This is a genomic window from Acidovorax sp. A79 (assembly GCF_041154505.1).
In the GTDB taxonomy this organism is placed as follows: Bacteria; Pseudomonadota; Gammaproteobacteria; order Burkholderiales; family Burkholderiaceae_C; genus Acidovorax.
In genome coordinates, this window is the sequence record NZ_AP028672.1 from 5,312,235 (window position 1) to 5,338,052 (window position 25,818).

At 67.9% G+C, this 25,818-nt stretch carries 24 protein-coding genes; 14 read left to right on the forward strand and 10 right to left on the reverse strand.

Annotated features, from left to right (window positions below):
- Positions 1-16: 16 nt before the first annotated feature.
- The 4 genes from ACAM51_RS24520 to ACAM51_RS24535 form a co-directional block, all read right to left on the reverse strand.
- On the reverse strand, positions 17-319 hold the full coding sequence (locus tag ACAM51_RS24520; protein WP_369642169.1) for a hypothetical protein: 303 nt from the start codon (positions 317-319) through the stop codon (positions 17-19).
- Positions 320-556: 237 nt separating this feature from the next.
- Complete coding sequence (locus ACAM51_RS24525; protein ID WP_218294118.1) at positions 557-1,423, reverse strand: intradiol ring-cleavage dioxygenase; 867 nt, start codon at positions 1,421-1,423, stop codon at positions 557-559.
- A 196-nt stretch (positions 1,424-1,619) separates the two neighbouring features.
- The gene (locus tag ACAM51_RS24530) at positions 1,620-2,714 is read right to left on the reverse strand and encodes an RDD family protein (protein ID WP_369642170.1); all 1,095 of its coding nucleotides are present in this window, start codon (positions 2,712-2,714) and stop codon (positions 1,620-1,622) included.
- Positions 2,715-2,774: 60 nt separating this feature from the next.
- Positions 2,775-3,383, reverse strand: coding sequence for a TIGR00645 family protein (locus tag ACAM51_RS24535; protein ID WP_255591377.1), 609 nt, complete (start codon positions 3,381-3,383; stop codon positions 2,775-2,777).
- Positions 3,384-3,570: 187 nt separating this feature from the next.
- On the opposite strand from ACAM51_RS24535, the gene acs reads away from it, so the two are divergent.
- The gene (gene acs / locus ACAM51_RS24540) at positions 3,571-5,565 is read left to right on the forward strand and encodes an acetate--CoA ligase (protein ID WP_369642171.1); all 1,995 of its coding nucleotides are present in this window, start codon (positions 3,571-3,573) and stop codon (positions 5,563-5,565) included.
- Positions 5,566-5,970: 405 nt separating this feature from the next.
- Complete coding sequence (locus tag ACAM51_RS24545) at positions 5,971-6,456, forward strand: LapA family protein (RefSeq protein WP_218294121.1); 486 nt, start codon at positions 5,971-5,973, stop codon at positions 6,454-6,456.
- Between the two features lie 158 nt (positions 6,457-6,614).
- On the opposite strand, the gene ACAM51_RS24550 is transcribed toward ACAM51_RS24545, so the two are convergent.
- Positions 6,615-6,920, reverse strand: a complete 306-nt coding sequence (locus ACAM51_RS24550; protein ID WP_218294122.1) for a c-type cytochrome — start codon at positions 6,918-6,920, stop codon at positions 6,615-6,617.
- 106 nt (positions 6,921-7,026) lie between these two features.
- On the opposite strand from ACAM51_RS24550, the gene ACAM51_RS24555 reads away from it, so the two are divergent.
- From ACAM51_RS24555 to ACAM51_RS24580, 6 genes are all read left to right on the forward strand, one after another.
- Positions 7,027-7,269, forward strand: coding sequence for a TIGR04438 family Trp-rich protein (locus ACAM51_RS24555; protein ID WP_218294123.1), 243 nt, complete (start codon positions 7,027-7,029; stop codon positions 7,267-7,269).
- Positions 7,270-7,341: 72 nt separating this feature from the next.
- The gene (gene gmd / locus ACAM51_RS24560) at positions 7,342-8,385 is read left to right on the forward strand and encodes a GDP-mannose 4,6-dehydratase (protein ID WP_369643885.1); all 1,044 of its coding nucleotides are present in this window, start codon (positions 7,342-7,344) and stop codon (positions 8,383-8,385) included.
- 52 nt (positions 8,386-8,437) lie between these two features.
- The gene (locus tag ACAM51_RS24565) at positions 8,438-9,559 is read left to right on the forward strand and encodes a glycosyltransferase family 4 protein (protein WP_369642172.1); all 1,122 of its coding nucleotides are present in this window, start codon (positions 8,438-8,440) and stop codon (positions 9,557-9,559) included.
- Between the two features lie 12 nt (positions 9,560-9,571).
- Positions 9,572-10,402, forward strand: coding sequence for an ABC transporter permease (locus ACAM51_RS24570; RefSeq protein ID WP_218294125.1), 831 nt, complete (start codon positions 9,572-9,574; stop codon positions 10,400-10,402).
- A 47-nt stretch (positions 10,403-10,449) separates the two neighbouring features.
- The gene (locus ACAM51_RS24575) at positions 10,450-11,190 is read left to right on the forward strand and encodes an ABC transporter ATP-binding protein (RefSeq protein ID WP_369642173.1); all 741 of its coding nucleotides are present in this window, start codon (positions 10,450-10,452) and stop codon (positions 11,188-11,190) included.
- On the forward strand, positions 11,187-12,386 hold the full coding sequence (locus ACAM51_RS24580; RefSeq protein ID WP_369642174.1) for a YncE family protein: 1,200 nt from the start codon (positions 11,187-11,189) through the stop codon (positions 12,384-12,386). The genes ACAM51_RS24575 and ACAM51_RS24580 overlap by 4 nt, the downstream gene beginning before the upstream one ends.
- 212 nt (positions 12,387-12,598) lie before the next feature.
- On the opposite strand, the gene ilvD is transcribed toward ACAM51_RS24580, so the two are convergent.
- Positions 12,599-14,305 (reverse strand): dihydroxy-acid dehydratase, encoded by a 1,707-nt coding sequence (gene ilvD, locus ACAM51_RS24585; protein WP_218294128.1) that lies wholly within the window; start codon positions 14,303-14,305, stop codon positions 12,599-12,601.
- A 162-nt stretch (positions 14,306-14,467) separates the two neighbouring features.
- Here ilvD and ACAM51_RS24590 point away from each other — a divergent pair, with 162 nt between their 5' ends.
- A complete protein-coding gene (locus ACAM51_RS24590; protein WP_369642175.1) occupies positions 14,468-15,433 on the forward strand; it encodes a LysR family transcriptional regulator in 966 nt (321 codons plus the stop codon).
- A 1-nt stretch (position 15,434) separates the two neighbouring features.
- Here ACAM51_RS24590 and ACAM51_RS24595 read toward each other — a convergent pair whose 3' ends face one another.
- The 3 genes from ACAM51_RS24595 to ACAM51_RS24605 form a co-directional block, all read right to left on the reverse strand.
- The gene (locus ACAM51_RS24595) at positions 15,435-16,610 is read right to left on the reverse strand and encodes an MFS transporter (protein ID WP_369642176.1); all 1,176 of its coding nucleotides are present in this window, start codon (positions 16,608-16,610) and stop codon (positions 15,435-15,437) included.
- Between the two features lie 65 nt (positions 16,611-16,675).
- Positions 16,676-17,689 (reverse strand): GlxA family transcriptional regulator, encoded by a 1,014-nt coding sequence (locus tag ACAM51_RS24600; protein WP_369642177.1) that lies wholly within the window; start codon positions 17,687-17,689, stop codon positions 16,676-16,678.
- Between the two features lie 145 nt (positions 17,690-17,834).
- Entirely contained in the window at positions 17,835-19,133 is a 1,299-nt protein-coding gene (locus ACAM51_RS24605; RefSeq protein WP_369642178.1) for an SGNH/GDSL hydrolase family protein, read from the reverse strand.
- A 111-nt stretch (positions 19,134-19,244) separates the two neighbouring features.
- Between ACAM51_RS24605 and ACAM51_RS24610 the strand changes: the two genes are divergently transcribed.
- Positions 19,245-20,168 (forward strand): LysR family transcriptional regulator, encoded by a 924-nt coding sequence (locus ACAM51_RS24610; RefSeq protein ID WP_369642179.1) that lies wholly within the window; start codon positions 19,245-19,247, stop codon positions 20,166-20,168.
- 88 nt (positions 20,169-20,256) lie between these two features.
- Here ACAM51_RS24610 and bfr read toward each other — a convergent pair whose 3' ends face one another.
- Positions 20,257-20,727, reverse strand: coding sequence for a bacterioferritin (gene bfr, locus ACAM51_RS24615; RefSeq protein ID WP_218294134.1), 471 nt, complete (start codon positions 20,725-20,727; stop codon positions 20,257-20,259).
- A gap of 212 nt (positions 20,728-20,939) precedes the next feature.
- Between bfr and lgt the strand changes: the two genes are divergently transcribed.
- The 4 genes from lgt to ACAM51_RS24635 all read left to right on the forward strand — a co-directional run bounded on the left by lgt (position 20,940) and on the right by ACAM51_RS24635 (position 25,734).
- Positions 20,940-21,767 (forward strand): prolipoprotein diacylglyceryl transferase, encoded by an 828-nt coding sequence (gene lgt, locus ACAM51_RS24620; RefSeq protein WP_369642180.1) that lies wholly within the window; start codon positions 20,940-20,942, stop codon positions 21,765-21,767.
- Between the two features lie 576 nt (positions 21,768-22,343).
- Positions 22,344-23,012, forward strand: coding sequence for a GntR family transcriptional regulator (locus ACAM51_RS24625; protein ID WP_218294136.1), 669 nt, complete (start codon positions 22,344-22,346; stop codon positions 23,010-23,012).
- Positions 23,012-24,511 (forward strand): malonyl-CoA decarboxylase, encoded by a 1,500-nt coding sequence (locus ACAM51_RS24630; protein WP_218340944.1) that lies wholly within the window; start codon positions 23,012-23,014, stop codon positions 24,509-24,511. Before ACAM51_RS24625 ends, ACAM51_RS24630 begins: the two co-directional genes overlap by 1 nt.
- A 209-nt stretch (positions 24,512-24,720) precedes the next feature.
- Positions 24,721-25,734 (forward strand): tripartite tricarboxylate transporter substrate binding protein, encoded by a 1,014-nt coding sequence (locus ACAM51_RS24635; protein WP_218294137.1) that lies wholly within the window; start codon positions 24,721-24,723, stop codon positions 25,732-25,734.
- Positions 25,735-25,818: the final 84 nt, after the last annotated feature.

A 25,818-nucleotide genomic window follows, 5' to 3' on the forward strand; every position in this document is an offset into this window, starting at 1 on the left:
GGGGGTGCAGGTGTCGTCAGCGGGCGGGTGGCGGGCCGCCCGCACCGCCGGGGCCGCCAGGCCCGCCCGCGGGCATGGCCACCAGGGTGCCGCCCATTGTGCGGCATGTGCCCGCGAGCGATTGGCCGTCGGGCATGGTCAACGTCACGCTGGCGCCTTCGGTCTTGCCCTTGCAGGCGGCATAGGCCTCGGGCGGCGGCGCCGGCGGGTCCTGCCGGCCGTGGGGTTGCGCCAGCACGGGGGTGGCGGATATTGCAGCCAGCATGGTCGTGAGGGCCACGCAGGCCAGCCAGCGTGGACGAAGAGAGTGCACAGGCATGGTGTTTTTTCTTTCAGTGTTGTGGAGAAAGGAGTTCAGCGAGTCAGCGCCAGCACGTGCTACCGGCGCGGCGCGTCTGAGGGCGCAGTGGATTAAGGAAAGCGTTTGACGGGTGGGGCACGTCGTCAGAAACCGGCGCCGCCCGGGCCAGTGCACCCGAGGAACCGGCTTCGCCGGACCACCGGGTGCGTCCCCCTCCGGGGGAAGGCGCCGAAGGCGACTCAGGGGGGCTTTCAGTCAAGCTGCGATCGAGATCGTGATGCTGGCCGAGTACCCGCCGCCGCTGTTGGCCTGCATGGTGGTCATCTCCAGCGTGGTGCCGTCGCTGAAGACGTTGTCCGTGGCGAACGACATGGAGGCCAGGTTGCGCACGCTGGCGCTGTAGCCCGAATTGGCGCTGTAGATGGTGCTGAGCAGCGCGGTGGGGAAGGCCAGCTGCGTGGTCTTGATCTTGTTGCTCGCGCTGCTGGCGGCGGCCAGGCTGCGGTACACCTCCAGGTGCATGTGGGGCATGCGGCCCGCGTAGCAGCCGGGCACGATGGTGGTGAAGGTGACCGTGCCGCTCGCATCGGTGGCCTGCACGCCACGCAGGTAGTTGTCGGCGATGTTGCTGGAGCTGTACACGGAGTAGTTGCCGTCCTGCGTGCAGTGCCACAGGTAGATGGCGTAGCCGGACAGCGCGGCGCAGCTTGCGTTGGTGTTGGTCAGCGTGATGGTGATGGTGAACGGCACGCCGCTGACCTGCGTGGAGGAGCCGATGGAGCTGCGGATGTCCGAGCGCACGATGCCGCTGAGCGCCAGCACGTTGTAGGTGTTGTTGCTGGCGCTGGAACCGTCGGCCGGGTAGGGGCCGGCGGTTTCCTCCGGAACAACCGAGCAGGTGGCGGCGGTGCCTGTCCCGGTGCCCGTACCTGTTCCCGTTCCCGTTCCGGTCCCCGTGCCGGTGGCCTCGGTCGTGTCGCTGGCTTCGGTGTCGCTGCCCCCGCCCCCGCAGCCAAGGAGCGTGGCCACGCCCAGCGAACCCAGGGCATTCAGCGCAAGGCGGCGGTTGGAAGGGGCCTGTGCGGCGGCGGCCAGGGGCTCGGGGAAGGGGAGGCGGTCCATGGATGGCTCCTGCAAGTGGGTATGGCCTGCACTGTGCCGTCCGATTGGGGAGAAATTAGGGAGCCGCTGCTCCCTCGGAATGCTATAAATTCAATAGCTATCAGCGCTTGTCCCTAAAGCGAAAAAGCGGTTTTTGCCGGAAACCGTGAGCGCCGGATGCAAGCGCACTGCGCGGCGCCGGGCGGGCTTCGTGGGCTTACTTCGCCGCCCCGGTGGCCTCGTGCCGGCAGCTGAAGGACCGGTCGCCACGCACGATGTCGTCGCTGCCGCACTGCCATTTGTGGATGTCCGTCTGCTGCTTGCGGGTGCGCAGCACGGGGGTATAGACCAGGTGCTTGCCAGCCAGCGCCAGGTCGCCTGAGCTGTCGGCAATGGTCAGCCGCACCACGCCATTGGCCGGATCGATGGCCATGGCCTGGAAGCCGGTGGGAAGCTGCCCGGGCCGGCCCAGGCCGATGGCGGCGGCGCTGGCGGGAAAGGCGCCGGTGCTCCGGTAGTGGTTCTCCACCAGCCCCAGCACCGTGCGCGCGGCGCCGTCCAGCTGGCGCACGGCTTCGCGGCGCGGATTGGCGGGCTCCTCTCCCTGGTGCCACAGCGCCACGGCCACCATGGCCGCAAAGCTCAAGGCGGCCACCCCGCCCAGCATCACCAGCGCCTTGAGGAACCAGCCGGGCCCGCGGACCAGGGCCACTGCCTGCTGGATGGCGGTATCGCTGGCGTGGCGGGAGACCACGAACGTGCCCGTGATCGAACTGTGCAGGCCCCGCTCGCCAAACAGGGCGGTCAGCAGGCGGTGCAGCAGGAACGGCACGGCCAGCGTGAGCGCCAGGGTGAGCGAATACTTCAGAAAGTGCCGCAGCACGGACCGCGCGATGCCAGGGCGTTCACCCGTGCGGGTCGCCACCCGCATGCCGAGCAGCCGCTTGCCCGCCGAGCCCTGGCCCAGCGCATCCATCAGCGCGGGGAGGAACAGGCCGAGGATGCCCAGCGCCAGCGCGGCCGGGTACGTGGCGCCCGGGGCGCTGTCGAAGGCCGGGCGCGCGAACACCCAGGCCAGCGCCAGCGCGACCGGAAAGGCCGCCATGCATGCGCCGTCGATCAGCGTGGCACCCAGGCGCGCCATGGTGCCCGGAAACACCTCCACCAGCCGCGCCGGCGCGGGTGTCTGGGCGGGCTGCCCCCGGCCTGCCGGGGCCCTCGCGGCGGGCATGTCCGCCACCAGCGGCGCCTGGCAGCTGAAACACTGCGTGTAGGAAGCATGGTTCTGCCAGTTGCAGCGGGGGCATTGCATGAGGGTGCGCCTGGGGTGGGCAAGAGGCCGCGCCAGGCGGCCTCCTCGCGGGGTGGAGGCTCAGTGCCGTGCGGGCGGCGCGGTGTGCGCCATCAGGCGGTCCGTCAGCGCGATGGCCAGCGCGCTCAGCAGGAACACCACGTGGATGATGGTCTGCCACATCAGCACCTTGAGGTCGTAGTTGGCGGCGTTGATGAAGGTCTTGAGCAGGTGGATCGAACTGATGCCGATGATGGCGGTGGCCAGCTTGACCTTGAGCACCGAGGCGTTCACGTGGCTCAGCCATTCGGGCTGGTCGGGGTGGTCTTCCAGGTGCAGGCGCGAGACGAAGGTCTCGTACCCGCCCACGATCACCATGATCAGCAGGTTGGAGATCATCACCACATCGATCAGCGCCAGCACCACCAGCATGATGATGGTCTCGTTGAGCGCGGTGACCTCGAAATCGCTCTTGTAGCCGATGCTGGAGACCAGCTGCTTGAGTGCGGCGGTGTTGCCGAAGGCTGCCTCGATCAGGTGCACCAGCTCCACCCAGAAGTGGAACACGTACACCGCCTGCGCCAGGATCAGGCCCAGGTACAGGGGCAGCTGCAGCCAGCGGCTGGCAAAGATCAGCGACGGCAAGGGGCGCATGGGCGACGGGGTGGCGGGATTTGGGGGGAGGGACATGGAATGTAGGGTGGGACTTGGGTCGCGCGATTTTAGGGGTGCCGCGTGACAGCCCCTCGCGCACAGGTGCCTTCTTCCCTGCCCGGCACTGGCGATTCTGTAAGCTTCGTGCCAGTCAGTGGCTTGTAAGTGCCGCGTCCGACAGTACCGCCCAATTCCAATTCCATCAGACCCAGGAGACAACACCATGAGTGCGCCCACATCCGCGATCGAGTCCGTATTGGTTGAGAACCGCGTGTTCCCGCCCGCCGATGCGGTCGTCAAGGCTGCCCGCATTTCGGGCATGGCGGGCTACGATGCGCTGTGTGCCGAAGCCGACAAGGACTTCGAAGGCTTCTGGGCCCGCCTGGCCCGCGAGAACGTGCAGTGGACCAAGCCTTTCACGCGCACGCTGGATGAATCCAACGCACCCTTCTTCCAGTGGTTCGCCGATGGGGAACTCAACGCCTCGGCCAACTGCCTGGACCGCCACATCGGCACGCCCACCGAGAACAAGACCGCCATCGTCTTCGAGGCCGACGACGGCACCGTCACCAGGATCACCTACAAGGAGCTGCTGGCCCGCGTGAGCCAGTTCGCCAACGCGCTCAAGGCCCACGGCGTGAACAAGGGCGACCGCGTGCTGATCTACATGCCCATGACCATCGAGGGCGTGATCGCCATGCAGGCCTGCGCGCGCATCGGCGCCACGCACAGCGTGGTGTTTGGCGGCTTCAGCGCCAAGGCGGTGCATGAGCGCATCATCGACGCGGGGGCCGTGGCCGTCATCACGGCCAACTACCAGATGCGCGGCGGCAAGGAGCTGCCGCTCAAGGCCATCATCGACGAGGCCCTGGCGACGGGCGGCTGCGACACGCTGCGCAACGTGTTTGTCTATGAACGCACATCCACGGCCTGCAACATGGTGGCGGGGCGCGACAAGACCTTCGCCGAGGCGCTTGCGGGCCAGAGCACCGACTGCCCGCCGGTGGCCGTGGGGGCCGAGCACCCGCTGTTCATCCTGTACACCAGCGGCTCCACCGGCAAGCCCAAGGGCGTGCAGCACAGCACCGGCGGCTACCTGCTGTGGGCCAAGCTCACCATGGACTGGACCTTCGACCTGCGCCCGGACGACGTGTTCTGGTGCACGGCCGACATCGGCTGGATCACCGGCCACACCTACGTGGCCTATGGACCGCTGGCGGCTGGCGCCACGCAGATCATCTTCGAGGGCATTCCCACCTTCCCCAACGCCGGGCGCTTCTGGCAGATGATCGAAAAGCACCGGTGCACGATCTTCTACACCGCGCCCACCGCCATCCGCTCGCTCATCAAGGCGGCCGAGGCCGACGCCGCCGTGCACCCCGCGCGGTCGGACCTGTCGAGCCTGCGCATCCTGGGCAGCGTGGGCGAGCCCATCAACCCCGAGGCCTGGATGTGGTACCACAAGAACGTGGGCGGCGAGCGCTGCCCCATCGTGGACACCTTCTGGCAGACCGAGACCGGCGGCCACGTGATCACCCCGCTGCCCGGCGCCACGCCGCTGGTGCCCGGCAGCTGCACGCTGCCGCTGCCCGGCATCACCGCGGCCATCGTGGACGAGACCGGTAACGATGTGGCCAACGGCGCCGGCGGCATCCTGGTCATCAAGCGCCCGTGGCCCAGCATGATCCGCACCATCTGGAACGATCCCGAGCGCTTCAAGAAGAGCTACTTCCCCGAAGAGCTCAAGGGCTACTACCTGGCTGGCGATGGCGCCGTGCGCAGCGCCGACCGGGGCTACTTCCGCATCACGGGCCGCATCGACGACGTGCTCAACGTGTCGGGCCACCGCATGGGCACGATGGAGATCGAATCGGCACTGGTCTCCAAGACCGACCTGGTGGCGGAGGCCGCCGTGGTGGGCCGCCCCGACGATGTGACCGGCGAGGCGATCTGCGCCTTCGTGGTGCTCAAGCGCTCGCGCCCCACCGGCGACGAGGCCAAGCAGATCGCCAACGAACTGCGCAACTGGGTCGCCAAGGAAATCGGCCCCATCGCCAAGCCCAAGGACATCCGCTTTGGCGACAACCTGCCCAAGACCCGCAGCGGCAAGATCATGCGCCGGCTTCTGCGCAGCATCGCCAAGGGGGAAGCCATCACGCAGGACACGAGCACGTTGGAAAACCCCGCAATCCTGGATCAGTTGGCCCAGACCAACTGATCCAGGAGGTGCCGCGCATGCGGCGCCAGCGTGCAGCGCCTGCGGGTTTGGGGCCACTCATGTCGCCACAGGCGATGTGACGTGGCCACAGAATCCGGCAATCCTGGACCAGCTGGCCAAGGCCAACTGACCAGAGGGCGGTGCGCCGCCGAGGGCGCGGGCGCGCTGCGCCTGCAAAGCAGCGTAGCGGGGGGGGCCTGCCTGGGGACGTGGCGGGCGTTCACCGTCCACGGGGAAACTCGCCATCGGCAACGGGGTGCCGTCCAGCCCGAAGGCGTGCGCGGCCCCTTGTAGGACACCGACTGAAACCGCTCCCCCGCGGCGCGGGATGGCCCCTGCATGGGTTACAACGGCGGCATCGTGTCCCAGGCTGCATGCCTGGGCGCTGCATACCGGAGGTTTCCCATGCATCTGCGTTCCATAGTCCTTTTGTTGACGGTGCTGGCCATCGCGATACTCGCGGCGCTCAACTGGCCCACCCTGGCCGCTCCCGCCCTGGTCTCCCTGGGGATCGTGGTCTTCGAGGCGCCGCTGGGCCTCATCATGCTGGCCCTGACGGCCCTGCTGGGGATATTCTTCCTGGCCTACGTCCTGTCCCTCCAGGGGTCCGTGCTCATGGAGACACGGCGCCACGGCAAGGAGATGCAAGTCCAGCGTGAACTGGCCGACAAGGCAGAAGCCTCGCGGTTCACGGAATTGCGCACCTTCCTGGATGCCCAGCACCATCAGGCGCACGCCGCCTTGCTGACCCGGCTGGACCAGCTGGAGGCGCGCCTGGCGGCGCGGGTCGCCGAATCCGACAATTCCACCGCGGCCTACGTGGGGCAGCTGGAACACCAGCTGCGCACCCGGGGCCTGGAGCCCGCGCCCGTGGTGCCGCCACTCGTCTGATCCCCGCTTGCGCGAGGCGCGGGCGGCAGGGCCCGCGGGCCGGCCGGCAACGAGAAAAAAGACCCGGAAACGTTTGCGGCCGTGACAGGGATCTGGCACGGCCGCAAGGGGCGGGGAAGGGCGGTGCGGCCCCCCGCCGTAACTCCATCAAAGGCGCATCACTTTTGCGTCAGCACCCAGGCCGCCAGCTTCTTGGCCTCTGCATCGTTGACCTGCGCGTTGGCAGGCATCGGGACCGGACCCCATACGCCCGCGCCACCCTTGATGATCTTGGCGGCCAGCTTGTCCACGGCATCCTTCTGGCCCGCATACTTGGCGGCCACGTCCTTGTACGAAGGACCCACCAGCTTCTTGTCCACGGCGTGGCAGGCCATGCAGTTCTTCGAGGTCGCCAGGGCTAGATCGGCCATGGCGGGTGCCGCAACCGACAGCGTCATGGCAAGGGTGATCAGGGTACGCTTCATGGTGGGATTTCCTGTGGGTTGGGTTACAGTTCTTTTAATGGAATTGTAGTGAGTTGGGTTGACAGGCATTTGTCTGTCGTCAACCCGGCGTTTTCTGGAGATCGCGATGTACCTGCTGGGTCTTTCACTGGTGCTTCTGGCACTGAAGTATTTCGAGATCGGACCCGTGGCCAACTGGTCCTGGTGGTGGGTGCTGGCACCCTTTGCCGCCACGGCCCTATGGTGGGCCTGGGCGGATTCCACAGGGTATACGAAACGTAAAGCCATGGAAAAGATGGACCAGCGCAAGCAGGACCGGATCAACAAGAACAAGGAAGCCCTGGGCATGCGCCCGCGCAAGCCACGCTAGACAGTCCATTGCGTTTGTCCCGCGCACCGCCTGCGCGGATGTACCCAGGTTGCGCCACAGAAAGAATCGATCATCGTTGCACATGGCAAAACAGCAGTCATCACTGGCGTAACCGGGCAGGATGGGGCCTATCTGGCAGAGTTTCTTCTGCGAAAAGACTACCAGGTCATAGGGACTCATCGCCGCACGAACAGTGTGAATACTTGGCGCCTGCGGGAGTTGGGCGTGCTGGGCCATCCCAATTTGTCCCTGGTCGATTTCGATCTGACGGACCCAGGTTCTGCCATCGCACTCCTGCAGAAATTTCGCCCCGATGAGTTGTACAACCTGGCGGCACAGAGCTTCGTGGGGGCCAGTTTCGATGTTCCGACCACCACGGCGCTGGTCAACGGCCAGGGTGCGCTCAATCTGCTGGAGGCCGTCCGGCTGGTGAATCCCCGCATACGCTATTACCAGGCCAGCTCCTCCGAGATGTTCGGAGGCGTGCAGGACGCTCCCCAGCATGAGGGCACTCCGTTTTCCCCCCGCAGCCCCTATGGCATCTCCAAGCTGTTTGCCCACTGGATGACGATCAACTACCGGGAAGTGCACGGCATCTATGCCGTCAGTGGCATTCTTTTCAATCACGAGAGCCCGCTGCGTGGCCTGGAATTCGTGACGCGCAAGGTCTCGGATGCCGCGGCCCGCATGGCCCACGGCCACCTGGGGCGGCTTGAGATCGGCAATCTGGATGCCCGCCGTGACTGGGGCTTCGCGGCCGAGTATGTGCAGGGCATGTGGCAGATGATGCAGGCCGATCAGCCCGGTACCTACGTGCTCGCCACCGGGCGCCAGCAGTCCGTGCGGGATTTTCTCGGCATGGCGTTCTCCGTGGTCGGGGTGACCCTGGAGTTCCTGGGAACCGGGGCGTCGGAGGTGGCGGTGGATTCGCGCACCGGCCGGGTGGTGGCGTGCGTGGATCCAGTTTTTTTCCGGCCTGCAGAGGTTGATCTGCTGGTAGGGGATGCCTCCATGGCAAAGGCCCGGCTGGGCTGGGAAGCGCACACGACGCTGGAGCAGCTCTGTTGCATGATGGTCGAAGCCGACCTGCGGCGAACCCATCCGGGGGCGCGGTGATGGGCGGCTGCTACCGTATTGCGCCCCGGGCCCTCCACTGCGGGGTGGCGCCATGAACGTGGCCTTTGGCGTCAGCGTGCTGGCGCGTTCTGTGCAACAGGGCGGTGTGGATGGCATTGGCACCTACACGCGGGAGTTGATGGCGGCCATGCCGCGGGCGGCGCGGCTGCAGCCCTATGTATTCGATGCTCCGGCCAGTGTGTGGCAGGGCCCGACACCCGCGATGTCGTTGGGACCCTTTGCGCGGCAGGCATTGGCCGCGACGCTGCCGGGCATGGACTTTGGCGGCGCGCGCCGCGCGCTGGGGGCGGGGACCGATCTGGTGCATGCCACCGACCACCTGGTGCCGCGCCTGCGCGGAATCCCGGTGGTGGCGACGATCTTCGATGCCATACCGCTGTCGAACCCGGAGTGGGTCAGATACCGTTTCAAGAGCCTGAAAAATGAGTTGTGGCGGCGCACGGCCTTCTGGGCGCAGCATGTCATCACGATTTCGGAGTATTCCCGCCAGGAGATCGCCATCCATTTCCGCCTGCCCGAGGAGCGGATCACCGCGATTCCGCTAGGAGTCGGGGCCCAGTGGTTCGTACCTCTGGACGCGGCCCTGCATGAGGCCGTGCGATCGCGGCATGCGCTGCCCGACCACTATTTCGTGAGCGTGGGCACCCTGCAGCCGCGCAAGAATATCGACCGCCTGCTGTCGGCGCACGCGAGCCTTCCAGAGCATCTTCAGCGCGAGTACCCCTTGCTCATCGTCGGCAAGCCGGGCTGGGGGTGCGATGACGTCGTTGCACGCTTCACGGGGGGTGCATTGAAGCATGTGCGGTGGCTTCGGCATCTGCCGGATGCGGAGCTTCAGGTCGTGATCAAGCGGGCCACCGCCCTGGTGTTTCCGTCGCTGCACGAAGGTTTCGGCTTGCCGGTGCTGGAGGCATTCGCTGCCGGCGTGCCGGTGGTGGCGTCCAACACGACATCGATCCCCGAGGTCGCGGGTGACGCGGCCTTGCTGATCGACCCTCTTCGCACCGATGAGATCGCGGATGCGATGCGCCGCATCGCGCAGCAGCCTGAGCTTGCGGCCCGGCTGGTGGCACGGGGGCGTGACCGGGTGCAGGCGTTCAGCTGGCAGGCGTGCGCCGAAAAAACCTTGCGTGTCTACGAGTCGATGGCTTGAAATATTTCTGCGATGACCACAGCGACCCACAGCCCCTCCGTCTCGGCGCGACAGCGCCAGGTCCAGCTGCTGTGGCGCGATATCCGGGGCGCCATGCTCGCATGGAGGTTCTGGTGCTTCATGGGATGGAACGATGTCGCCAAGCAGTACCGGCGCACCTTCCTGGGCCCCGTGTGGATTGCGTTGCACACGGCCTTGTTCATCATCGCTTTCGGCCTGATCGGTGCGCAGCTGTTCAAGTACCCGCCGGACTGGTACTTGCCTTATTTTTGCGCGGGGCATGTGCTGTTCGGGTATTTCAGCGCCTTGATCAATGAGGGCTGCCTGACCTACATCGGCGCGGACGCCTTCTTGAAGCAGACGCCCTATCCCAAGATGGCGTTTGTTTTTCGCACCGTGTTCCGGTGCTCCCTTCTGATGTTGCACAGCGCGGTCATCGTGCTGGCGGTGCTGCTCTGGTCGGGGCGGCTGGGGGACGTGCAGTGGTGGGCCTTGCTCGGCGCGGCTGCCTTGACGCTGGCCGCCGCCTGCTTCGTGGTCGCCATACTGGGGGGCCTGGCCACCCGTTTCCGTGATGTCACGGTGGCCACGGGCAGCCTCATGCAGGTCAGTTTCTTTGTGACGCCCGTGCTGTGGGTGCCGGACCAGTTGACCGAACGGGCCCAGTGGGTGGTGCACCTGAATCCCCTGGCCCTGTTCCTGGACCTGGTACGCAGTCCCTTGATGGGGACCGTGCCCAGCATGCGTACCTGGGGGGCGGCCGGCGGCATGGTCGTGCTGCTGGCACTGGTTTTTTTCTGGCAGTACGTGGTGATCCGGCGCCGGATCGTGTACTGGCTGTGATGCGGGCGCTTTCGGGGTCGGAGACGGCCTACATCCAGCTGAAAGGCGTGTCGATAGATTTTCCCGTCTTCACGACGCGTTCCCGTGGCCTGCTCAATACCGTGCTGGGGTTTCCCCAGCGCGACAAGGCCCGTGTCGAATCCAGCGGATTGGGCCGGGTCAGCGTGCATGCGTTGCGCGACGTGAACCTGGCGTTGCGCACGGGGGACCGCGTCGGCTTGATCGGCTCCAACGGCGCCGGCAAGACCACGCTGCTGCGCGTGCTGTCCGGCGTGTATGAGCCCATGCAGGGCGATCTGTCTTTCCGCGGCCGGGTGGCCGCCCTCACGGACATCATGCTCGGCATGGACGTGGATGCCACGGGCTACGACAACATCATCATGCGCGGCATCGTGATGGGCCTCACGCGCAGGCAGGCGATGGAACTTGTCCCTTCGGTGGAGGCGTTCACCCAGCTCGGTGAGCACCTGCAGCTGCCGGTAAGGACCTATTCCCAGGGCATGCTGCTGCGCCTGGCATTCGCGGTGTCCACGAGTGTGGTGCCCGATATCCTGTTGATGGACGAGATGATTGGCGCCGGCGACGCCAAGTTCTTCAGCCAGGCCAAGGAGCGCATCAACGGGCTGATCGAGCAGGTCTCCATCCTGGTGCTGGCATCCCACAACGAGGTCATCCTGCGGAGCTTCTGCAACCGCGCACTCGTACTCAGCGAGGGGCGCGTGGTGATGGATGGCAGCGTCGATGACGCCCTGGCTTTCCACAACCTGCAGCAAGGGGTGCTCCGGTGAGACTGAAATGCACGGGCCCGGCCGAGGTGCTGGAAACCATCGCGGCGCTGGGGCGTACCGAGGACGTGAGCTGGTCGCCCAATGGGCGCCGCATCGCGTTGGCCGGCATCGCGGTGGACAAGCTGCTGATTCTCGGCGTGGACTGCCGCATCGAGGATGGGCATAAATGCGTTCATGTTTCCGATGCCATGCAGGTGGCTTCCGCCAGCCTGAAGCGCCCGCACGGGGTGTGCTGGGTCAGCGACGGGACCGTGGCGGTTGCCAGCCGCGAGGGCAACGTGTCGTTCTTTGATATTCCCGCGGCGCAGCGGCCCGTGTCCGCCTGCAGGCTGCAGCCGCTGGCGACGGTTGGCAAGGGCGATACCGAACTGCTGAAGTCGCCCGGCAGCCTGTGCGCCCGGCCTCTGGGCTCCGGCCTGCTTGAACTCTGGGTGTGCAATGGCTTCGCGCACTACGTGACCCACCACCTGCTGGATGCCCGTTCCGGCTTGACCCATGTGGACGCCCAGGTCCTGATGCGCGAAGGCCTGGAAGTGCCCGATGGCGTGGCACTGGATCCTGCGGGCGATTGGGTCGCCATCAGCAACCATGACCGGCATGTAGTGGCCCTGTATCGCAACGATGCGCGGCTGGAGGCCGCCGCCAGGCCATCGGCCGAACTGCACGGGCTCAGCTATCCCCATGGCGTGTGCTTCGCGGCGGGGGGCAGCGTTTTGCTGGTCGCGGATGCGGGGACTCCGCACATCGCGTTGTTCCGCCGAGCGCCGCAGGGCTGGCCGGATGGTGCGTCCGAGCCCCATGCGCTGGTGCGGGTGCTCGACGATGCCACCTTCCGCAAGGGGCAGCACAACCCCAGGGAGGGCGGGCCCAAGGGGGTGGACGTGCATGAGCCGTGGGGTTTGCTGGTCACCACCTGTGCGGAACAGCCCCTGGCCTTTTTTGATCTTGAGGCCATCTTGCCGTCTGACCTGCGCCAGCAGGACACGCTGGCGCCCGCACAGGCCGCGGGCGAGGGGCTGCGGACCGCGATGCTTCGATTGGCGCGCGGTGTCTCCGCGCGAGAGGCGTTGCTGATGGGCGCGGTGCGCAATGAAGCGGCCCTCATGCGCGCCAGCTGGTCGTGGCGTGTGACGGCCCCGCTCAGAAGCCTGGCGGGAGGATGGCTTCGCTGGATCTCCCGGTTTCGCAAGCACTGAGGCCCCTGCGAACGGGCCGGCACGCACGTTGATGGGCTGGCCAGCGCCTTTCGGGAAACATCCGGGGCGCGTGCCCTGGGCCTCCCTGTGGTGATGCCCGCCAAGGCAAAACGCCCATGCGGGGCAGCATGGGCGCTTGTTTGTCCGGCGCGGCCCCGGGGGCGCGGCGGCCTGCCGCCAGAAAGGGCCATCAATGGCCGCTCATCCGTTCATCAATAGGCGTCCAGCACCGCACCCTTGCTCGCGCTCGATGCATTGAAGGCGAACTTGGCCTGCACGCCGCGGGTGTAGCGGGGGGCAGGGGCCGTCCAGGCGGCGCGGCGCTTGACGATTTCTTCCTCGGGCACGTTCAGCTCCAGCAGCAGCTGGCGCGCGTCGATGGTGATGCTGTCGCCTTCGTTGACGAAGGCGATGGTGCCGCCGGCCGCCGCCTCGGGCGCCACGTGGCCCACCACCATGCCCCAGGTGCCGCCGGAGAAGCGGCCGTCGGTGATCAGTCCCACGCTTTCGCCCAGGCCGGCGCCGATGAGCGCACCGGTGGGGGCCAGCATCTCGGGCATGCCGGGGCCGCCCTTGGGGCCCAGGTAGCGCAGCACCATCACGTCGCCGGCCTTGATCTTGCCGGCCAGGATGGCCTCCAGGGCCGATTGTTCGTCGTCGAACACGCGGGCGGGGCCGGTGATGACGGGGTTCTTCAGGCCCGTGATCTTGGCCACGGCACCCTCGGGGCTCAGGTTGCCCTTGAGGATGGCCAGGTGGCCCTGCGCGTACATCGGGTTGTCGATGCCACGGATCACGTCCTGGTCGGCGCGGGGCACATCGGGCACGTCCTGGAGCACTTCGGCAATCGTCTTGCCGCTGATGGTGATGCAGTCGCCATGCAGCAGGCCGGCGTTGAGCAGCACCTTCATCACTTGCGGGATGCCGCCCGCGCGGTGCAGGTCCACGGCCAGGTACTTGCCGCTGGGCTTGAGGTCGCACAGCACGGGGGTCTTCTGGCGCACGCGCTCGAAGTCGTCGATGGTCCATTCCACGCCGGCGGCGTGTGCGATGGCCAGGAAGTGCAGCACCGCGTTGGTGGAGCCGCCGGTGGCCATGATCACGGCCACGGCGTTCTCGATGGCCTTCTTGGTCACGATGTCGCGGGGCTTCAGGTCCATCTTGATGGCCTCGATCAGCACCTTGGCCGATTCCTTGGCCGAATTCATCTTCTCGTCGTGCGGGTTGGCCATGGTGGACGAGTACGGCAGGCTGATGCCCAGGGCCTCGAAGGCGCTGGACATGGTGTTGGCGGTGTACATGCCGCCGCACGAGCCGGTGCCGGGGATGGCGCGCTTCTCGATTTCCTTCAGGTCGAAGTCGCTCATCTTGCCCGCGGCGTTCTCGCCCACGGCCTCGAACACGCTCACGATGTTCAGGTCCTTGCCCTGGTAGTGGCCGGGCAGGATGGTGCCGCCGTAGACGTAGATGGCGGGCACGTTGGCGCGCAGCATGCCCATCAGGCCGCCGGGCATGTTCTTGTCGCAGCCGCCCACCACCAGCACGCCGTCCATCCACTGGCCGCCCACGCAGGTCTCGATGCAGTCGCTGATGACCTCGCGGCTCACCAGGCTGTACTTCATGCCTTCGGTGCCCATCGCCATGCCGTCGCTGATGGTGGGCGTGCCGAACACCTGGGCGTTGCCGCCCGCTTCCTCGATGCCGGCGATGGCCGCGTCGGCCAGCTTCTGCAGGCCGCTGTTGCAGGGCGTGATGGTGCTGTGGCCGTTGGCCACGCCGACCATGGGCTTGACGAAGTCGCCTTCCTCGTAGCCCATGGCGTAGTACATGGAGCGGTTGGGCGCGCGCGACTTGCCTTGCGTGATGTTGGCGCTGCGGCGGTTGATGGGCTGGATCGGGATGGTCTTGCTGTCTGCCATGGCGGTTTTCCTGGTGGGGAGTCGTTGTAGTGGGAAGACGCGCAGAGGGGCGCACGGGTCTTCGGCTGTCGGGGTGCAAGTATGCGAGGTTTGGAGTGGCGTTTCCAATCCCTTTCGCCTGCTTCAGTAATATATAAAACATATCACCGGATCACCACCGCTATGAAAGAAGCATTCATCGACGTGCGCGCCTGGCGCCAGTTCGTGGCCGTGGCCGAGGAGCTGCACTTCGGCCGCGCCGCGCTGCGCCTGCACATGACGCAGCCACCCCTGACCCAGGCGATCGCGCAGATGGAGCGCTCGCTGGGCGTGGTGCTGTTCGACCGCACGCGCCGGCGCGTGGCGCTGACCCCGGCGGGCGAGGCGCTGCTGCCCGACGTGCGCGACTTTCTGGAGCGTGCGCAGGCCTTGCCGGCCCGCGCCCGCGCGGCGGCGGCCGGTGAGGTGGGGCGCGTGCGCCTGGGATTCGTCTCCACCATCGGGTTCGAGCGCCTGCCTGAATGGGTGCGGGACTTTCGCGTGTTGTGCCCCCAGGTGGCGCTGGAGCTGGTGGAGGCCACGGGCGATGTGCAGCGCGAACTGTTTGCGCGCGGTGAACTGGACGCCGGGCTCATGCTGCATTCGCCGGGCTTCGCGCCGCCCGGGCTGGCGCGGCTGGTGGTGGCGCAGGAGCCGCTGGTGCTCGCCTTGCCCGAGCGCCACGCGCTGGCCGGTGCGCCGCGCCTGGACCTGGCGCGGGTGCTGGCCGAACCTTTGGTGATCTTTCCGCGCCGCATCGTGCCTTCGCTGCACGACGCGATCTTTGCGCTGTACCACGCAGCGGGCCGCGTGCCCGTGGTGGCGCAGGAGGCCATCCAGATGCAGACCATCGTCAACCTGGTATGGGGCGGCCTGGGCGTGGCGTGGGTGCCCGAGAGCGTGACCCAGTTCCGCCGCGAGGGCGTGGTCTACCGCGCGGCGGATGCGTTCGGGGCCGCGCCGGCCAGGGCCCCGGCCAGGGCCGCCAAGGCGGCCGCCGCGCCGCCGCTGCCCGTGTGCGAAACCAGCCTGGTCTGGCCCGCCGAGCTCAACAACCCCGCGCTGGCGCGCTTCACTGATTTTGTGCGCGAGCGCTCGGCGGCGGGCTGAGTCAGCCCGCCGCGGCCGGCGCGGCGCGCCCGCGCGCGAACAGCAGCCCCACCGCGATGGCCAGCAGCGGCAGCATCACCGCGTTGATCGCCGTCCAGCCCACGCCAGTGAGCAGCGCGCCCGAGGCAAAGGACATGGCCGCCGCCACGGTGCCGTTGGCCAGTTGCATCAGCGCCTGCGCCTGGCCGCGCTCCTCGGGTGCATGGCTTTCGGCGAGCAGCGCTGTGCCCGAGATCACCATCAGGTTCCAGCCCGTGCCCAGCAGGAAGGAGCTGGCCAGGAATTCGGTGAACGCCATGCCCGAGAGCGCCACCGCCGCGCTGGCCGCCAGACAGGCCGCCCCCACGGCCGCCACCGGGCGGCTGCCGAAGCGGTCCACGAGCTGGCCCGCGAACAGCGCCGGGAAGAACATGCCGATCACGTGCCACTGGATCACCTGCGCGGCCGAGGCCGCCGAAAAGCCGCACACCTCCATGGCCAGCGGCGTGGCGTTCATCACCAGGATCATCAGGCCGTGGCCGATGGCCGCCATCACCACGGCGGCGCGCAGCCCGGGCCGGGCGAGCAGGGTGCGCATGGCCGCGATGCCGCCCGCCGCAGGCTGGGGCGCGGCCCCCTCGCGCAGCCGTGCCATCACCGCCCACCCGAGTGCGGACAACACCGCAATGGCCAGGTAGGCGCCCGCCAGCGGCGTGGCCAGCAGGTTGCGCGACCACAGCGCCAGCGGTGGCGCGAACACGGCGGCCCACAGGCCGCCTGCCACCACGCAGGCCGCCGCGCGCCCTTTTTGCTGCGGGTCCACCGCCTCCAGCGCCGCATAGGTGTAGTAGCCCGACGATGCCTGGTACGCGCCGATGGCCAGCGTGCCCGCGCAGAACACGGCGAAGCTGCCCCATTGCACGCCCGCCATGCTCACCAGCCCGCCCGCCACGCCAAGGAGCGCACCGGCCTGCAGCCCCGCGCGCCGCCCCCGGCGCTGCATGAACAGCGACAGCGGCTGCACCGACAGCAGGTTGCCCAGAACCAGCAGCGCCAGCGGCAGCGTGGCGAGGGTGGGCCAGGGCGCCAGCCTTGCCCCCACGATGGAGGTGAGCGTGATGCCGATGATGGAGCAGCCCCAGTAAAGGGCCTGGCCCGCGAACAGCAGGCGAACGGACGCATTGCGCAAGAGCAGCATGGATGGCTTTCGGTGGTGCGCCCCGGTGGGCGCGTAGGAAGGAAAGGGGCCGGGCCGCGGGGCGGTCAGTCCAGCGGCACACCCGCGCCAAAGCGCTGCGCATAGGCCTGCGGGCTCACGGCGCGGTGCTTGTGAAAACTGCGGCGCAGGTTCTCCGGGTGCTCGAACCCGCACAGCCGGGCCACGGTGGAGATCGATGCCTGGGCCTGCGCCAGCAGCGTGGACGCAGCTTCCACGCGCACGCGTTCCACGTAGCGGGCGGGCGTCATGCCCAGCTCGCGCTGGAACACGCGCGAGAGCGTGCGGGTGGGCATGCAGGCACGTTCGGCCAGGGCATCAAGCGACAGGTCGCCGCCCAACTGCGTGGGAATCCATTCGAGCAGCGCGGCCAGCCGTGGGGCGTGCAGGGTCTCGGGCGCCAGCAGGGGGCTGAACTGGGCCTGCCCGCCCGGGCGGCGCATGAACATCACGAGCCGCCGCGCCACGGCCAGGGCCAGGGGACGGCCCAGGTCCGCCTCCACCAGCGCCAGGGCCAGGTCAATGCCGGCGGTGACGCCCGCCGAAGTGAAGACATGGCTGTCGTGTGGGCTGGCGGCGTCGTACGTGTGCAGGCAGTCGTGCTCCACCAGCACCTTCGGGTGGCTCTGGCGCAGGCGGTCCAGGCGCGACCAGTGGGTGATGGCGCGCCGTCCGTCCAGCAGCCCCGCCTGTGCCAGCAGCAGCGCGCCGGAGCACACCGACCCCAGCCGCCGCACCCGTGGCTCGGCGTGGCGCAGCCACTCGCACAGGCCGGCATTGGACAGCTGCGCAATCACCCCGTCGCCGCCCGCCACCAGCACGGTGTCGAAGCCAGCCGCATCCAGGCCTCCCCAGGCGCCATCGGCCACCAGCGCGAACCCGGCCGATGTGGGCACGGGCCCTGGCGCTTCGGCCAGCAGGTGCAGCGTGTAGGCCGGCGGCAGGCCATGGCCCGTGCGCTCTGCGTTCGCAGAGCCAAACACCTGCATGGGGCCGACCACGTCCAGGCTCATGACGCCGGGGTAGAGCAGGCAGGCGATAGCGCGGGATGGAAGGTGCATGGCGCCAGTGTGAAGGCTCCGTGGGTTGGCTGCAACGACAACATCCCCACAGATCTGGCCACTGGCTGGAGGGCGGTCTGGGGGACAGGGTGCTTCCGGCGGGTCGCCGGCGTTCGCACCGGCGCCGGGGCAGTCGCCAGGCGATTCAGCGCGGGGACGGCGGTGCGCCGATGCCGGGCAGGACGGCGCTCAGATCGACGGCCTCGGCCATCGCGCGGTTGCCTTCATCGCCCGGATGCAGCCGGTCGCCTGAATCGAAGCGCGCCGCGATGCGGGCAGGGTGGGCCGGGTCGCGCAGCGCCGCATCGAAGTCGATCACCGCATCGAATGCGCCGCTTTGGCGGATCCAGTCGTTCACCTGCCGGCGCAGTGTGTCCTTGTCGGGATGGTGGTAGTTGCTGAGCGGCGTGCCAGGCAAGGCACCCTCGAACGGCGTGAGCGTCGCGCCGATCACCCTCAGCCCGTGGCCGCGTGCCTGCGCGATCAGCTGGCGGTAGCCAGCCACCAGCGCCTGCAGCGTCGGCCGGGGACTTGCCGGGGCGAACGCGGTGCCCGGCCAGGAGATATCGTTGATGCCCAGCATCACGATGACGCTTTGCACGCCAGGCTGGGCCAACACGTCGCGCTCCAGCCGCGCCAGCGCATTGGCGCCCATGCCGTCGGACAGCAGGCGGGCGCCGGAAATGCCGGCATTGACGACCGCCACCCCGTGCGGCGCCAGACGGGTGGCCAGGAAATCCGGCCAGCGGCGGTCCTTGTCCAGGCTGGCGGTGGCCCCGTCGGTGATGGAGTCCCCGATCACGACGACCGCGCGCGCGGCCGGTGCGGCTTCCACCTGAATGCCCGCCAGCAGCGGGCGCGCCGTGGTGCTCTGCACCGCTGCGCCTCCGGCGACCAGCTCCGGGGCGGTGGCCTGGTCGCCGGGGGCAATCCAGGTGGTCTGCCGTCCGTCCCAATGGAAGGTGCTCACCGGCGTTTCATCGGGGAGGTACAGGCTCACCGCAAGCTGCGCCAGCGCGGGCACGGCCAGCCCCACGGGGTCGCTGACCAGCGACGCGCCGGGCAGGATCGTCGCCGCCTCCTGGCCGCCAAAAGTGACGGTGTGCAGGCTGTCTGCCAGCACGGCCCCGCCGGGAGCTGGCCGCGCGACCGTCGCCTTGCCCAGCGCCACCGGCTGCCGGCCGTAGGCATTGGACAGCACAATGCGCACGCGGGGCCCGCCCAGGCTGACGCGCGCCACCTGCCGCACCGTCTGGCCATGCAGCACCGGCGGAAGGTGGGTGGGGAACAGGAAGTCCAGTCCCCAGGCAGGCTGGGGGCTGGCGCCCCAGGTTGCCACCCAGGTGGACGCACGGACAGGCGCTGGAGCGTGGGGCGCGGCCGCGCCAGCCGAAAGTGCAATGGCCAGCAGCGCCGACGCCGAGAGGGCAGGGAGGGTTTTCATATTGTTGAATTCATTGGCTTTGTAAGATTCAATGATGAATTCAAAGACATAAATAAACTAGACTTCTCCCCGGAAGAACATTTGTGATTTGAATTCACCGAGGAAGCCGCGATGGCCCGTCTGGATGTCAATCGCTCCGGCGAACTGGAGGTATTTGTCCGTGTCATCGAGCTGGGCGGGTTTTCCGCGGCAGCCCGTGCCTGCGGCATGACGCCCTCTGCCGTGAGCAAGCTGGTGGCGCGCATGGAGCAACGCCTGGGCACGCGGCTGGTGAACCGCTCCACGCGGCAGCTCCAGCTCACCCCCGAGGGCTGTGCCTTGTACGAGCGTGGCGTGCGCATCCTGGCCGATCTGGACGAGGCCGAGCGCTGCGCCAATGCGCACGCCGCGCCGCGCGGGCGGCTGCGGGTGAACGCGAACGTGCCGTTCGGGCACCATTTCCTGCTGCCGCTTGCTCCGCAGTTCCTTGAGCGCTGTCCCGATGTCACCCTGGACATCGTGCTGACCGATGAAGTCATCGACATCCTGGAGCAGCGCACCGACGTGGCCGTGCGCGCGGGTCCGCTCAAGAGCTCGAACCTGATGGCGCGCAAGCTCGGTCAGACGCGCATGGTCATCGTTGGCGCGCCCGGCTACCTGGAGCGCAAGGGCATGCCGGCGGCGCCGGATGATCTGCTGCTGCACAACCGGCTGGGCACCAGCTACGTGCGCGCCCAGGCCGGCTGGCCGCTGCGGCACAACGGTGTGGACGTGGTGGTTCCGGTGGCGGGCAATGCCCAGGCCAGCGACGGTGAAGCCCTGCGCCACCTGGCGCTGGCCGGCCTGGGGCTGGCGCGCCTGGCCGCCTTCCAGGTCCGCGACGACCTGGCGGCAGGCCGGTTGCGGCCCGTGCTGGAGGAATCCAATCCGGGCGGCCTGGAGGAAGTGCATGCCGTGTTCGTCGGCCAGGGAGGCTACCTGCCGCTGCGCGTGCGCGCCTTCCTGGATTTCCTTGCCGAACGGGTCGACATCGGCGCGCAGTCAGTTCGTTCATGAGGCGCGCCGCATGCTGCGGCCGGGCACGGCCTTGCCGGGATGGCAGTCCTTTGAGTTGTTCTAGGCCGAAAAGGCCTTGAACAGGTTCCTACGCCGATGCCTGTGACTGCAGGTAGTTCTGCAGGCCGATCCTGTCGATCAGTCCGATCTGCTTTTCGAGCCAGTAGGCGTGGTCTTCCTCGGTGTCGCGCAGCTGGGCCAGCAGCAGGTCGCGGCTCACGTAGTCGCCCACGCTTTCGCACAGGGCCATGCCGTTTTGCAGGGCGGCGCGCACTTCGTACTCGGTGGCCAGGTCCTTGCGCAGCATCTCGGGCACGGTCTCGCCGGGGGTGAATTCCTTGGGGCGCATGTCGGGGCGGCCGCCCAGGAAGAGGATGCGGCGCAGCAGCGCGTCGGCATGCTGGGTTTCTTCCTGCATCTCGTGGTCGAGACGGGTATAGAGCTTGACGAAGCCCTGGTCCTCGTAGATCCGCGAGTGCGCGAAATACTGGTCGCGCGCGGCCAGCTCGCCGCGCAGCAGATCCTTGAAATACTCGACGACTTGTGGGTTTCCCTGCATGTTCTTATCCTTGAATTTCTGGTGGGGAGTATCGCGCGGACCGTGGCCTTTGTGGGGAATGCCCCCGTCTTGCCGCTCTGCATGCGTACCGGGATCAGAAGCGTTCTCACTGGGGCGCAAATGGGGTGCGCGGCCCGCGCCGCGGCTGCCCCCACGCCCCGCGGGGCTGCCGGCTGCCCTCCGCCACGGCGCGCGGGCACAATACCGCCCAAATGCTGATCTACCCCCACATCGATCCCGTCGCCCTGCAAGTGGGCCCGCTGGCCATCCACTGGTATGGCCTGACCTACCTGGCGGCCTTCGGGCTGTTCATGCTGCTGGGCATCGCCCGGCTGCGGCACCCGCCATTCGCGTCCATCACAGGGCCCAGCGCGTGGACGCGCAAGGATGTGGAGGACATCCTGTTCCTCGGCGTGGCAGGCGTGGTGGTCGGTGGGCGCCTGGGCTACTGCCTGTTCTACAAGCCCGGCTACTACCTGAGCCACCCGCTGGAGATCTTCGCGGTGTGGCAGGGGGGCATGGCCTTTCACGGCGGGCTGCTGGGCGTGATCGCGGCGATGCTGTGGTTTGCCCATTCGCGCAAGCGTCCGTGGCTGCAGGTGGCCGACTTCGTGGCGCCCTGCGTGCCCACGGGGCTGGCGGCGGGGCGGGTCGGCAACTTCATCAACGGCGAGCTGTGGGGCCGCTTTTCCAGCCCCGACCTGCCGTGGGGCATGGTCTTCGCGCACAGCGGCTCCATGCAGCCACGCCACCCGTCGCAGATCTATCAGTTCCTGTTGGAAGGGCTGCTGCTGTTCATCCTGCTGTGGCTCTATGCGCGCAAGGAGCGCCGCCAGGGCCAGGTGGCGGCGGCGTTCCTTGTGGGCTACGGTGCGTTCCGCTTCATCGCCGAGTATTTCCGGGAGCCCGACGCCTTCCTGGGCGTCCTGTCGCTGGGCATGAGCATGGGCCAATGGCTCTGCGTGCCCATGATCGTCGCCGGCGTCGCGCTGTGGCTGTGGGCGCAGCGGCAGCCGGCCCCCGTGCCCGGTTTTAAGTAAAAATACTTCTGACGCTTGATGATCAAGCGCTGGCAGCTATTGAAAATATAGCAAACAGCGGGTTGTGGCCGGCTGCCCATCCCGCAGCCTGCATCGCGGGGTGGCGGGCTTGCGCATGCGGCTTCTTCCGCTGCCTTCCTCAGGGCGCTCCTTCGCGGCGGGGCCCTGGCTGGCGCCGAACCCGAACCCGTGCCATGCGCGCGGCGCGTCCTGCAGGGCCTGGGGCACCGGTTTTCCGGTGAGTCCGGCGGCCGTGCAGGCCTTGCCACTGGGGGCGGGCAGCCCCGCCAACGTCATCCCGACGTGCGCGAAGCGCCTGGCTTCTCCGTAACCTCTTCCAGCGTGCCCCATGGCCCGCTGAGTGCGCGCGGATGTGGTGTGGGAGCCACCGGCCCGCATTTTTTTGCGAAATTCAACGAATTGGACGTTTCAGGTCTTGTAATTTTTCATAATTATGAGAAATTACGTAGAAATCAGAGAAAGCCCGGTATTTGTGAGCTTTTGGCGGCGTGTTGGCGGCCAAAGGCGTCAGAGAATCTGACTGTGCCGCCTCTGCCACTGGAGTTCACCCGCACCATGCGCCCGATTCCCAACTCATTGCACGACGAAGCCGCCTCGCGGCTGCGCGAGCAGATCTTCGCCGGGGCCTTGCCGCCGGGGAGTTTTCTGGACGAGGCGGCGCTGTGCGAGCGGCTGGCCATTTCGCGCACGCCGCTGCGCGAGGCGCTCAAGGTGCTGGTGGCCGAGGGCCTGCTGCGCCACGAGCCGCGCCGGGGGTGCTTCGTGGCAGAGATCTCCGAACGCGACCTGGACGACCTGTTCCCGGTGATCGCCTTGCTGGAGGGGCGGGCCGCACACGAGGCCACCCGCAAGGCGGGCGCCGCCGACGTCGCGGCGCTGGAGGTGCTGCACGAGCGCCTGCAGCAGTGCGCCTCGGACGGACTCCTTACCGACTACTACGAAGCCAACTACGCGATCCATGAGGCCTTCATCACGCTGGCGGACAACCGCTGGCTGGCGCAGGTGATCGGCGACCTGCGCAAGATCCTGCGGCTGGCGCGGCTGCAGACGCTGCATGCGCCGGGCCGCCTGCAGCAAAGCCTGGCCGAGCACCTGGCCGTGTTCGCCGCGCTCAAGGCGCGCGACTGCGACGCTGCCGAGGAGGCCATGCGCACCCACCTGTTGCGCCAGCGCGATGCGCTGCGCGACGTTGCCCGCAACCAGCAATCGAGGCTGACACCATGATGAACAGTACCCCCGAATGGATCGCCCGCAGCGTGTCCCGCCTGCGCACCGCCGCGCCTGCCACGGACAAGGCGGCCGACAAGTCCGGCGAGAAGCCCGCGAGGGCCGCCATCGACAAGTCGGTGACGGATGTGGTGGCCAAGGTGGCCGTGCCGCGCTCCACGCACGAACGTCTGCAGGCGACGCTGCGCCGCGGGCAGGAGGCGCTGTCGCCGCGCGCGCTGCGCCGCCTGCTGGCGGACCTGCAAGAGGTGGTGGCCCCGCAGGTGAGTGAGCTCGAGGGCGGGCGCCGCGCCCAGGCGGTGGCCGAGTGGTATGCCAGGGCCGAGACCGAGGAGCGGCGCGACATGTGGCTCCTGATGTGCGAGCAGTTCGCGCCCGACGCCACGCGCTTCAAGTCGGCCCGCCAGCGCTACGAGGCCGCGGCGGGCACGGCCGAAGAGGGGCAGGCCGAGATCAGCCTGCGCCGCGCGCTGGTGTCGCCGCGCACCCGGCTGCTGCAGCGCTTTTCCGTGTTCCCCGAGGGCATGCGCTTCCTGGTGGACATGCGGGCCGAGCTGCTGCCGCTGCTCAAGGCCGACAAGCGCCTGCTGGCGCTGGATGCGGAGCTGGAACACCTGTTCTCCACCTGGTTCGACGTGGCCTTCCTGGAGCTGCGCCGCCTGTCGTGGGATTCGCCGGCCTCGCTGATCGAAAAACTCATCAAGTACGAGGCCGTGCATGACATCCGCAGCTGGGCGGACCTCAAGAACCGGCTCGACAGCGACCGGCGCTGCTACGGCTTCTTTCACCCGCGCCTGCCCAACGAGCCGCTGATCTTCGTGGAGGTGGCGCTGGTGGACAAGATTTCTGCCAGCATCACGCCCTTGCTGGACGAGGCGGCCGCACCGGTGGACATCTCCCGGGCCACCACGGCGATCTTCTACTCGATCAGCAACACACAGACGGGCCTGCGCGGCGTGAGCTTCGGCGATTCGCTCATCAAGCACGTGGTGGAGACGCTCACCGCGGAGTTCCCGCGCCTGCGCACCTTTGCCACGCTGTCGCCCATTCCTGGCTTCCGCTCGTGGCTGGGCAAGCACGCGGGCGCGATGCTCGAGCGCCTGGATGACAAGCGCCGCGCCGAGCTGGGCCGCGCGGTGGGCTTCGAGCCCCCGCAGCCCACGCACCTGCTGGCCGCCATCGACAAGGCCCTGGAGCTTGACGCCAAATCGCCCGTGCGCCAGATGCTGCTGGAATGCGCCGCCCGCTACCTGGGGCGCGAACTGCACGAAGGCAAGCCGGTCGACCCGGTGGCACGCTTTCACCTGGGCAACGGCGCGCGGGTTGAACGGCTGAACTGGGCGGGCGATCCTTCCGGCAAGGGGCTCAAGCAGTCGTACGGGCTGATGGTGAACTATCTGTATGACCTCAAGCGCATCGACAAGCACCGCAGCCTGCTTGCGCAGGGCAAGGTGCCGGTGTCGGGGGACATCGACAGCCTGTGCCGTGGTGATTGATCCGTGCCGCCCGCGCGGCGGGCGGCACTGTTTTGGCCCTGGGCCGGTGGGCCGGGGGCCGAAAGGCGGCTGACCTGCCCGCCTGGCAGGCGTGGCGCCCGGGGCGCGGCGTCTTTCTGGTAGAAGTGCAGGCAGCAACCGGTGGCCGATGGCCGATCGCACGCCACGGGCCGGTTTCCATTTTTACAACGACGACAGGAGACAAGGAAATGACAGACAACATGCGAATCGACGACCGAGCGGTGCAGCGCCGCAGCCTGCTGGCCGCAGCGGCGGCAGCGGGCCTGGGCCTGGGCAGCGGCGGCAGCTGGGCGCAGGCCTCCGCCTGGCCCTCCAAGCCCGTGAACCTGGTCGTCCCCTTTCCGGCCGGAGGCGGCACCGATGCGTTCGCGCGGCCGCTGGCCGCGCAGTTTTCCCGCGCCACCGGCAAGACGCTGGTGATCGACAACCGGGGCGGGGCGGGGGGCACCGTGGGGGCCAGTTTTGCCGCCAAGGCCGCGCCCGACGGGTACACGCTGTTCATGGGCGCGGTGCACCACGCCATCGCTCCGTCGATGTACCCCAAGCTCGACTACGACATCGAGAAGGATTTCATTCCGCTGTACCTGCTGGCCAACGTGCCGCAGGTGGTGGTGGTCAACCCGAAGAACGTGCCGGTGGGCAACTTCCAGCAGTTCATGGACCATGTCAAGCGCAACCCCGCCAAGCTCAACTACGGCTCGGCGGGCGCGGGCACATCGCACCATCTGGCGGGCGAGCTGTTCAAGCAGCAGACCAACACCTTCATCACGCACATCCCCTACCGTGGCGCGGGCCCTGCGCTGCAGGACCTGATCGGTGGGCAGGTGGACATGATGTTCGATGGCCTGGGTTCGTCGGCCGCGCATATCAAGGCGGGGCGCATCAAGGCGCTGATGGTGTCCGGCTCCAAGCGCAACGCGGCCTTCCCGGACGTGCCCTGCGCTTCCGAAGTGGGCCTGCCCGACTACACCGTGACCACCTGGTATGGCCTGTGGGCGCCCAAGGGAACGCCGGCCGATGTCCAGGCGCGCATCGTCGAGGAGATCCGCAAGCTCGGCGCGGCCGACGAGCTCAAGACCATCTGGGCCAGCAATGGCGCCGAATACGGCGGCCTCACGCAGCAGCAGTTCGCCGGCATGGTCAGCAGCGAGGTCAAGCGCTGGGCGGCGGTGGTGAAGGCTTCTGGCGCAAAACTTGATTGACCCCCTGAGGCGCTTCGCGCCATCCCCCTGAGGGGGACGCCACCCGTGGCCTGGCAGAGCCAGTTCCACGGTGGCACTGGCGAT

What these genes read in the sequence shown, in the direction of transcription:
- ACAM51_RS24520 (WP_369642169.1), bottom strand. Translation starts at nt 319, where the DNA reads ATGCCTGTGCACTCTCTTCGTCCACGCTGGCTGGCCTGCGTGGCCCTC.
- ACAM51_RS24525 (WP_218294118.1), bottom strand. Translation starts at nt 1,423, where the DNA reads ATGGACCGCCTCCCCTTCCCCGAGCCCCTGGCCGCCGCCGCACAGGCC.
- ACAM51_RS24530 (WP_369642170.1), bottom strand. Translation starts at nt 2,714, where the DNA reads ATGCAATGCCCCCGCTGCAACTGGCAGAACCATGCTTCCTACACGCAG.
- ACAM51_RS24535 (WP_255591377.1), bottom strand. Translation starts at nt 3,383, where the DNA reads ATGTCCCTCCCCCCAAATCCCGCCACCCCGTCGCCCATGCGCCCCTTG.
- acs (WP_369642171.1), top strand. Translation starts at nt 3,571, where the DNA reads ATGAGTGCGCCCACATCCGCGATCGAGTCCGTATTGGTTGAGAACCGC.
- ACAM51_RS24545 (WP_218294121.1), top strand. Translation starts at nt 5,971, where the DNA reads ATGCATCTGCGTTCCATAGTCCTTTTGTTGACGGTGCTGGCCATCGCG.
- ACAM51_RS24550 (WP_218294122.1), bottom strand. Translation starts at nt 6,920, where the DNA reads ATGAAGCGTACCCTGATCACCCTTGCCATGACGCTGTCGGTTGCGGCA.
- ACAM51_RS24555 (WP_218294123.1), top strand. Translation starts at nt 7,027, where the DNA reads ATGTACCTGCTGGGTCTTTCACTGGTGCTTCTGGCACTGAAGTATTTC.
- ACAM51_RS24565 (WP_369642172.1), top strand. Translation starts at nt 8,438, where the DNA reads ATGAACGTGGCCTTTGGCGTCAGCGTGCTGGCGCGTTCTGTGCAACAG.
- ACAM51_RS24570 (WP_218294125.1), top strand. Translation starts at nt 9,572, where the DNA reads ATGACCACAGCGACCCACAGCCCCTCCGTCTCGGCGCGACAGCGCCAG.
- ilvD (WP_218294128.1), bottom strand. Translation starts at nt 14,305, where the DNA reads ATGGCAGACAGCAAGACCATCCCGATCCAGCCCATCAACCGCCGCAGC.
- ACAM51_RS24590 (WP_369642175.1), top strand. Translation starts at nt 14,468, where the DNA reads ATGAAAGAAGCATTCATCGACGTGCGCGCCTGGCGCCAGTTCGTGGCC.
- ACAM51_RS24595 (WP_369642176.1), bottom strand. Translation starts at nt 16,610, where the DNA reads ATGCTGCTCTTGCGCAATGCGTCCGTTCGCCTGCTGTTCGCGGGCCAG.
- ACAM51_RS24600 (WP_369642177.1), bottom strand. Translation starts at nt 17,689, where the DNA reads ATGCACCTTCCATCCCGCGCTATCGCCTGCCTGCTCTACCCCGGCGTC.
- ACAM51_RS24605 (WP_369642178.1), bottom strand. Translation starts at nt 19,133, where the DNA reads ATGAAAACCCTCCCTGCCCTCTCGGCGTCGGCGCTGCTGGCCATTGCA.
- ACAM51_RS24610 (WP_369642179.1), top strand. Translation starts at nt 19,245, where the DNA reads ATGGCCCGTCTGGATGTCAATCGCTCCGGCGAACTGGAGGTATTTGTC.
- bfr (WP_218294134.1), bottom strand. Translation starts at nt 20,727, where the DNA reads ATGCAGGGAAACCCACAAGTCGTCGAGTATTTCAAGGATCTGCTGCGC.
- lgt (WP_369642180.1), top strand. Translation starts at nt 20,940, where the DNA reads ATGCTGATCTACCCCCACATCGATCCCGTCGCCCTGCAAGTGGGCCCG.
- ACAM51_RS24625 (WP_218294136.1), top strand. Translation starts at nt 22,344, where the DNA reads ATGCGCCCGATTCCCAACTCATTGCACGACGAAGCCGCCTCGCGGCTG.
- ACAM51_RS24630 (WP_218340944.1), top strand. Translation starts at nt 23,012, where the DNA reads ATGAACAGTACCCCCGAATGGATCGCCCGCAGCGTGTCCCGCCTGCGC.
- ACAM51_RS24635 (WP_218294137.1), top strand. Translation starts at nt 24,721, where the DNA reads ATGACAGACAACATGCGAATCGACGACCGAGCGGTGCAGCGCCGCAGC.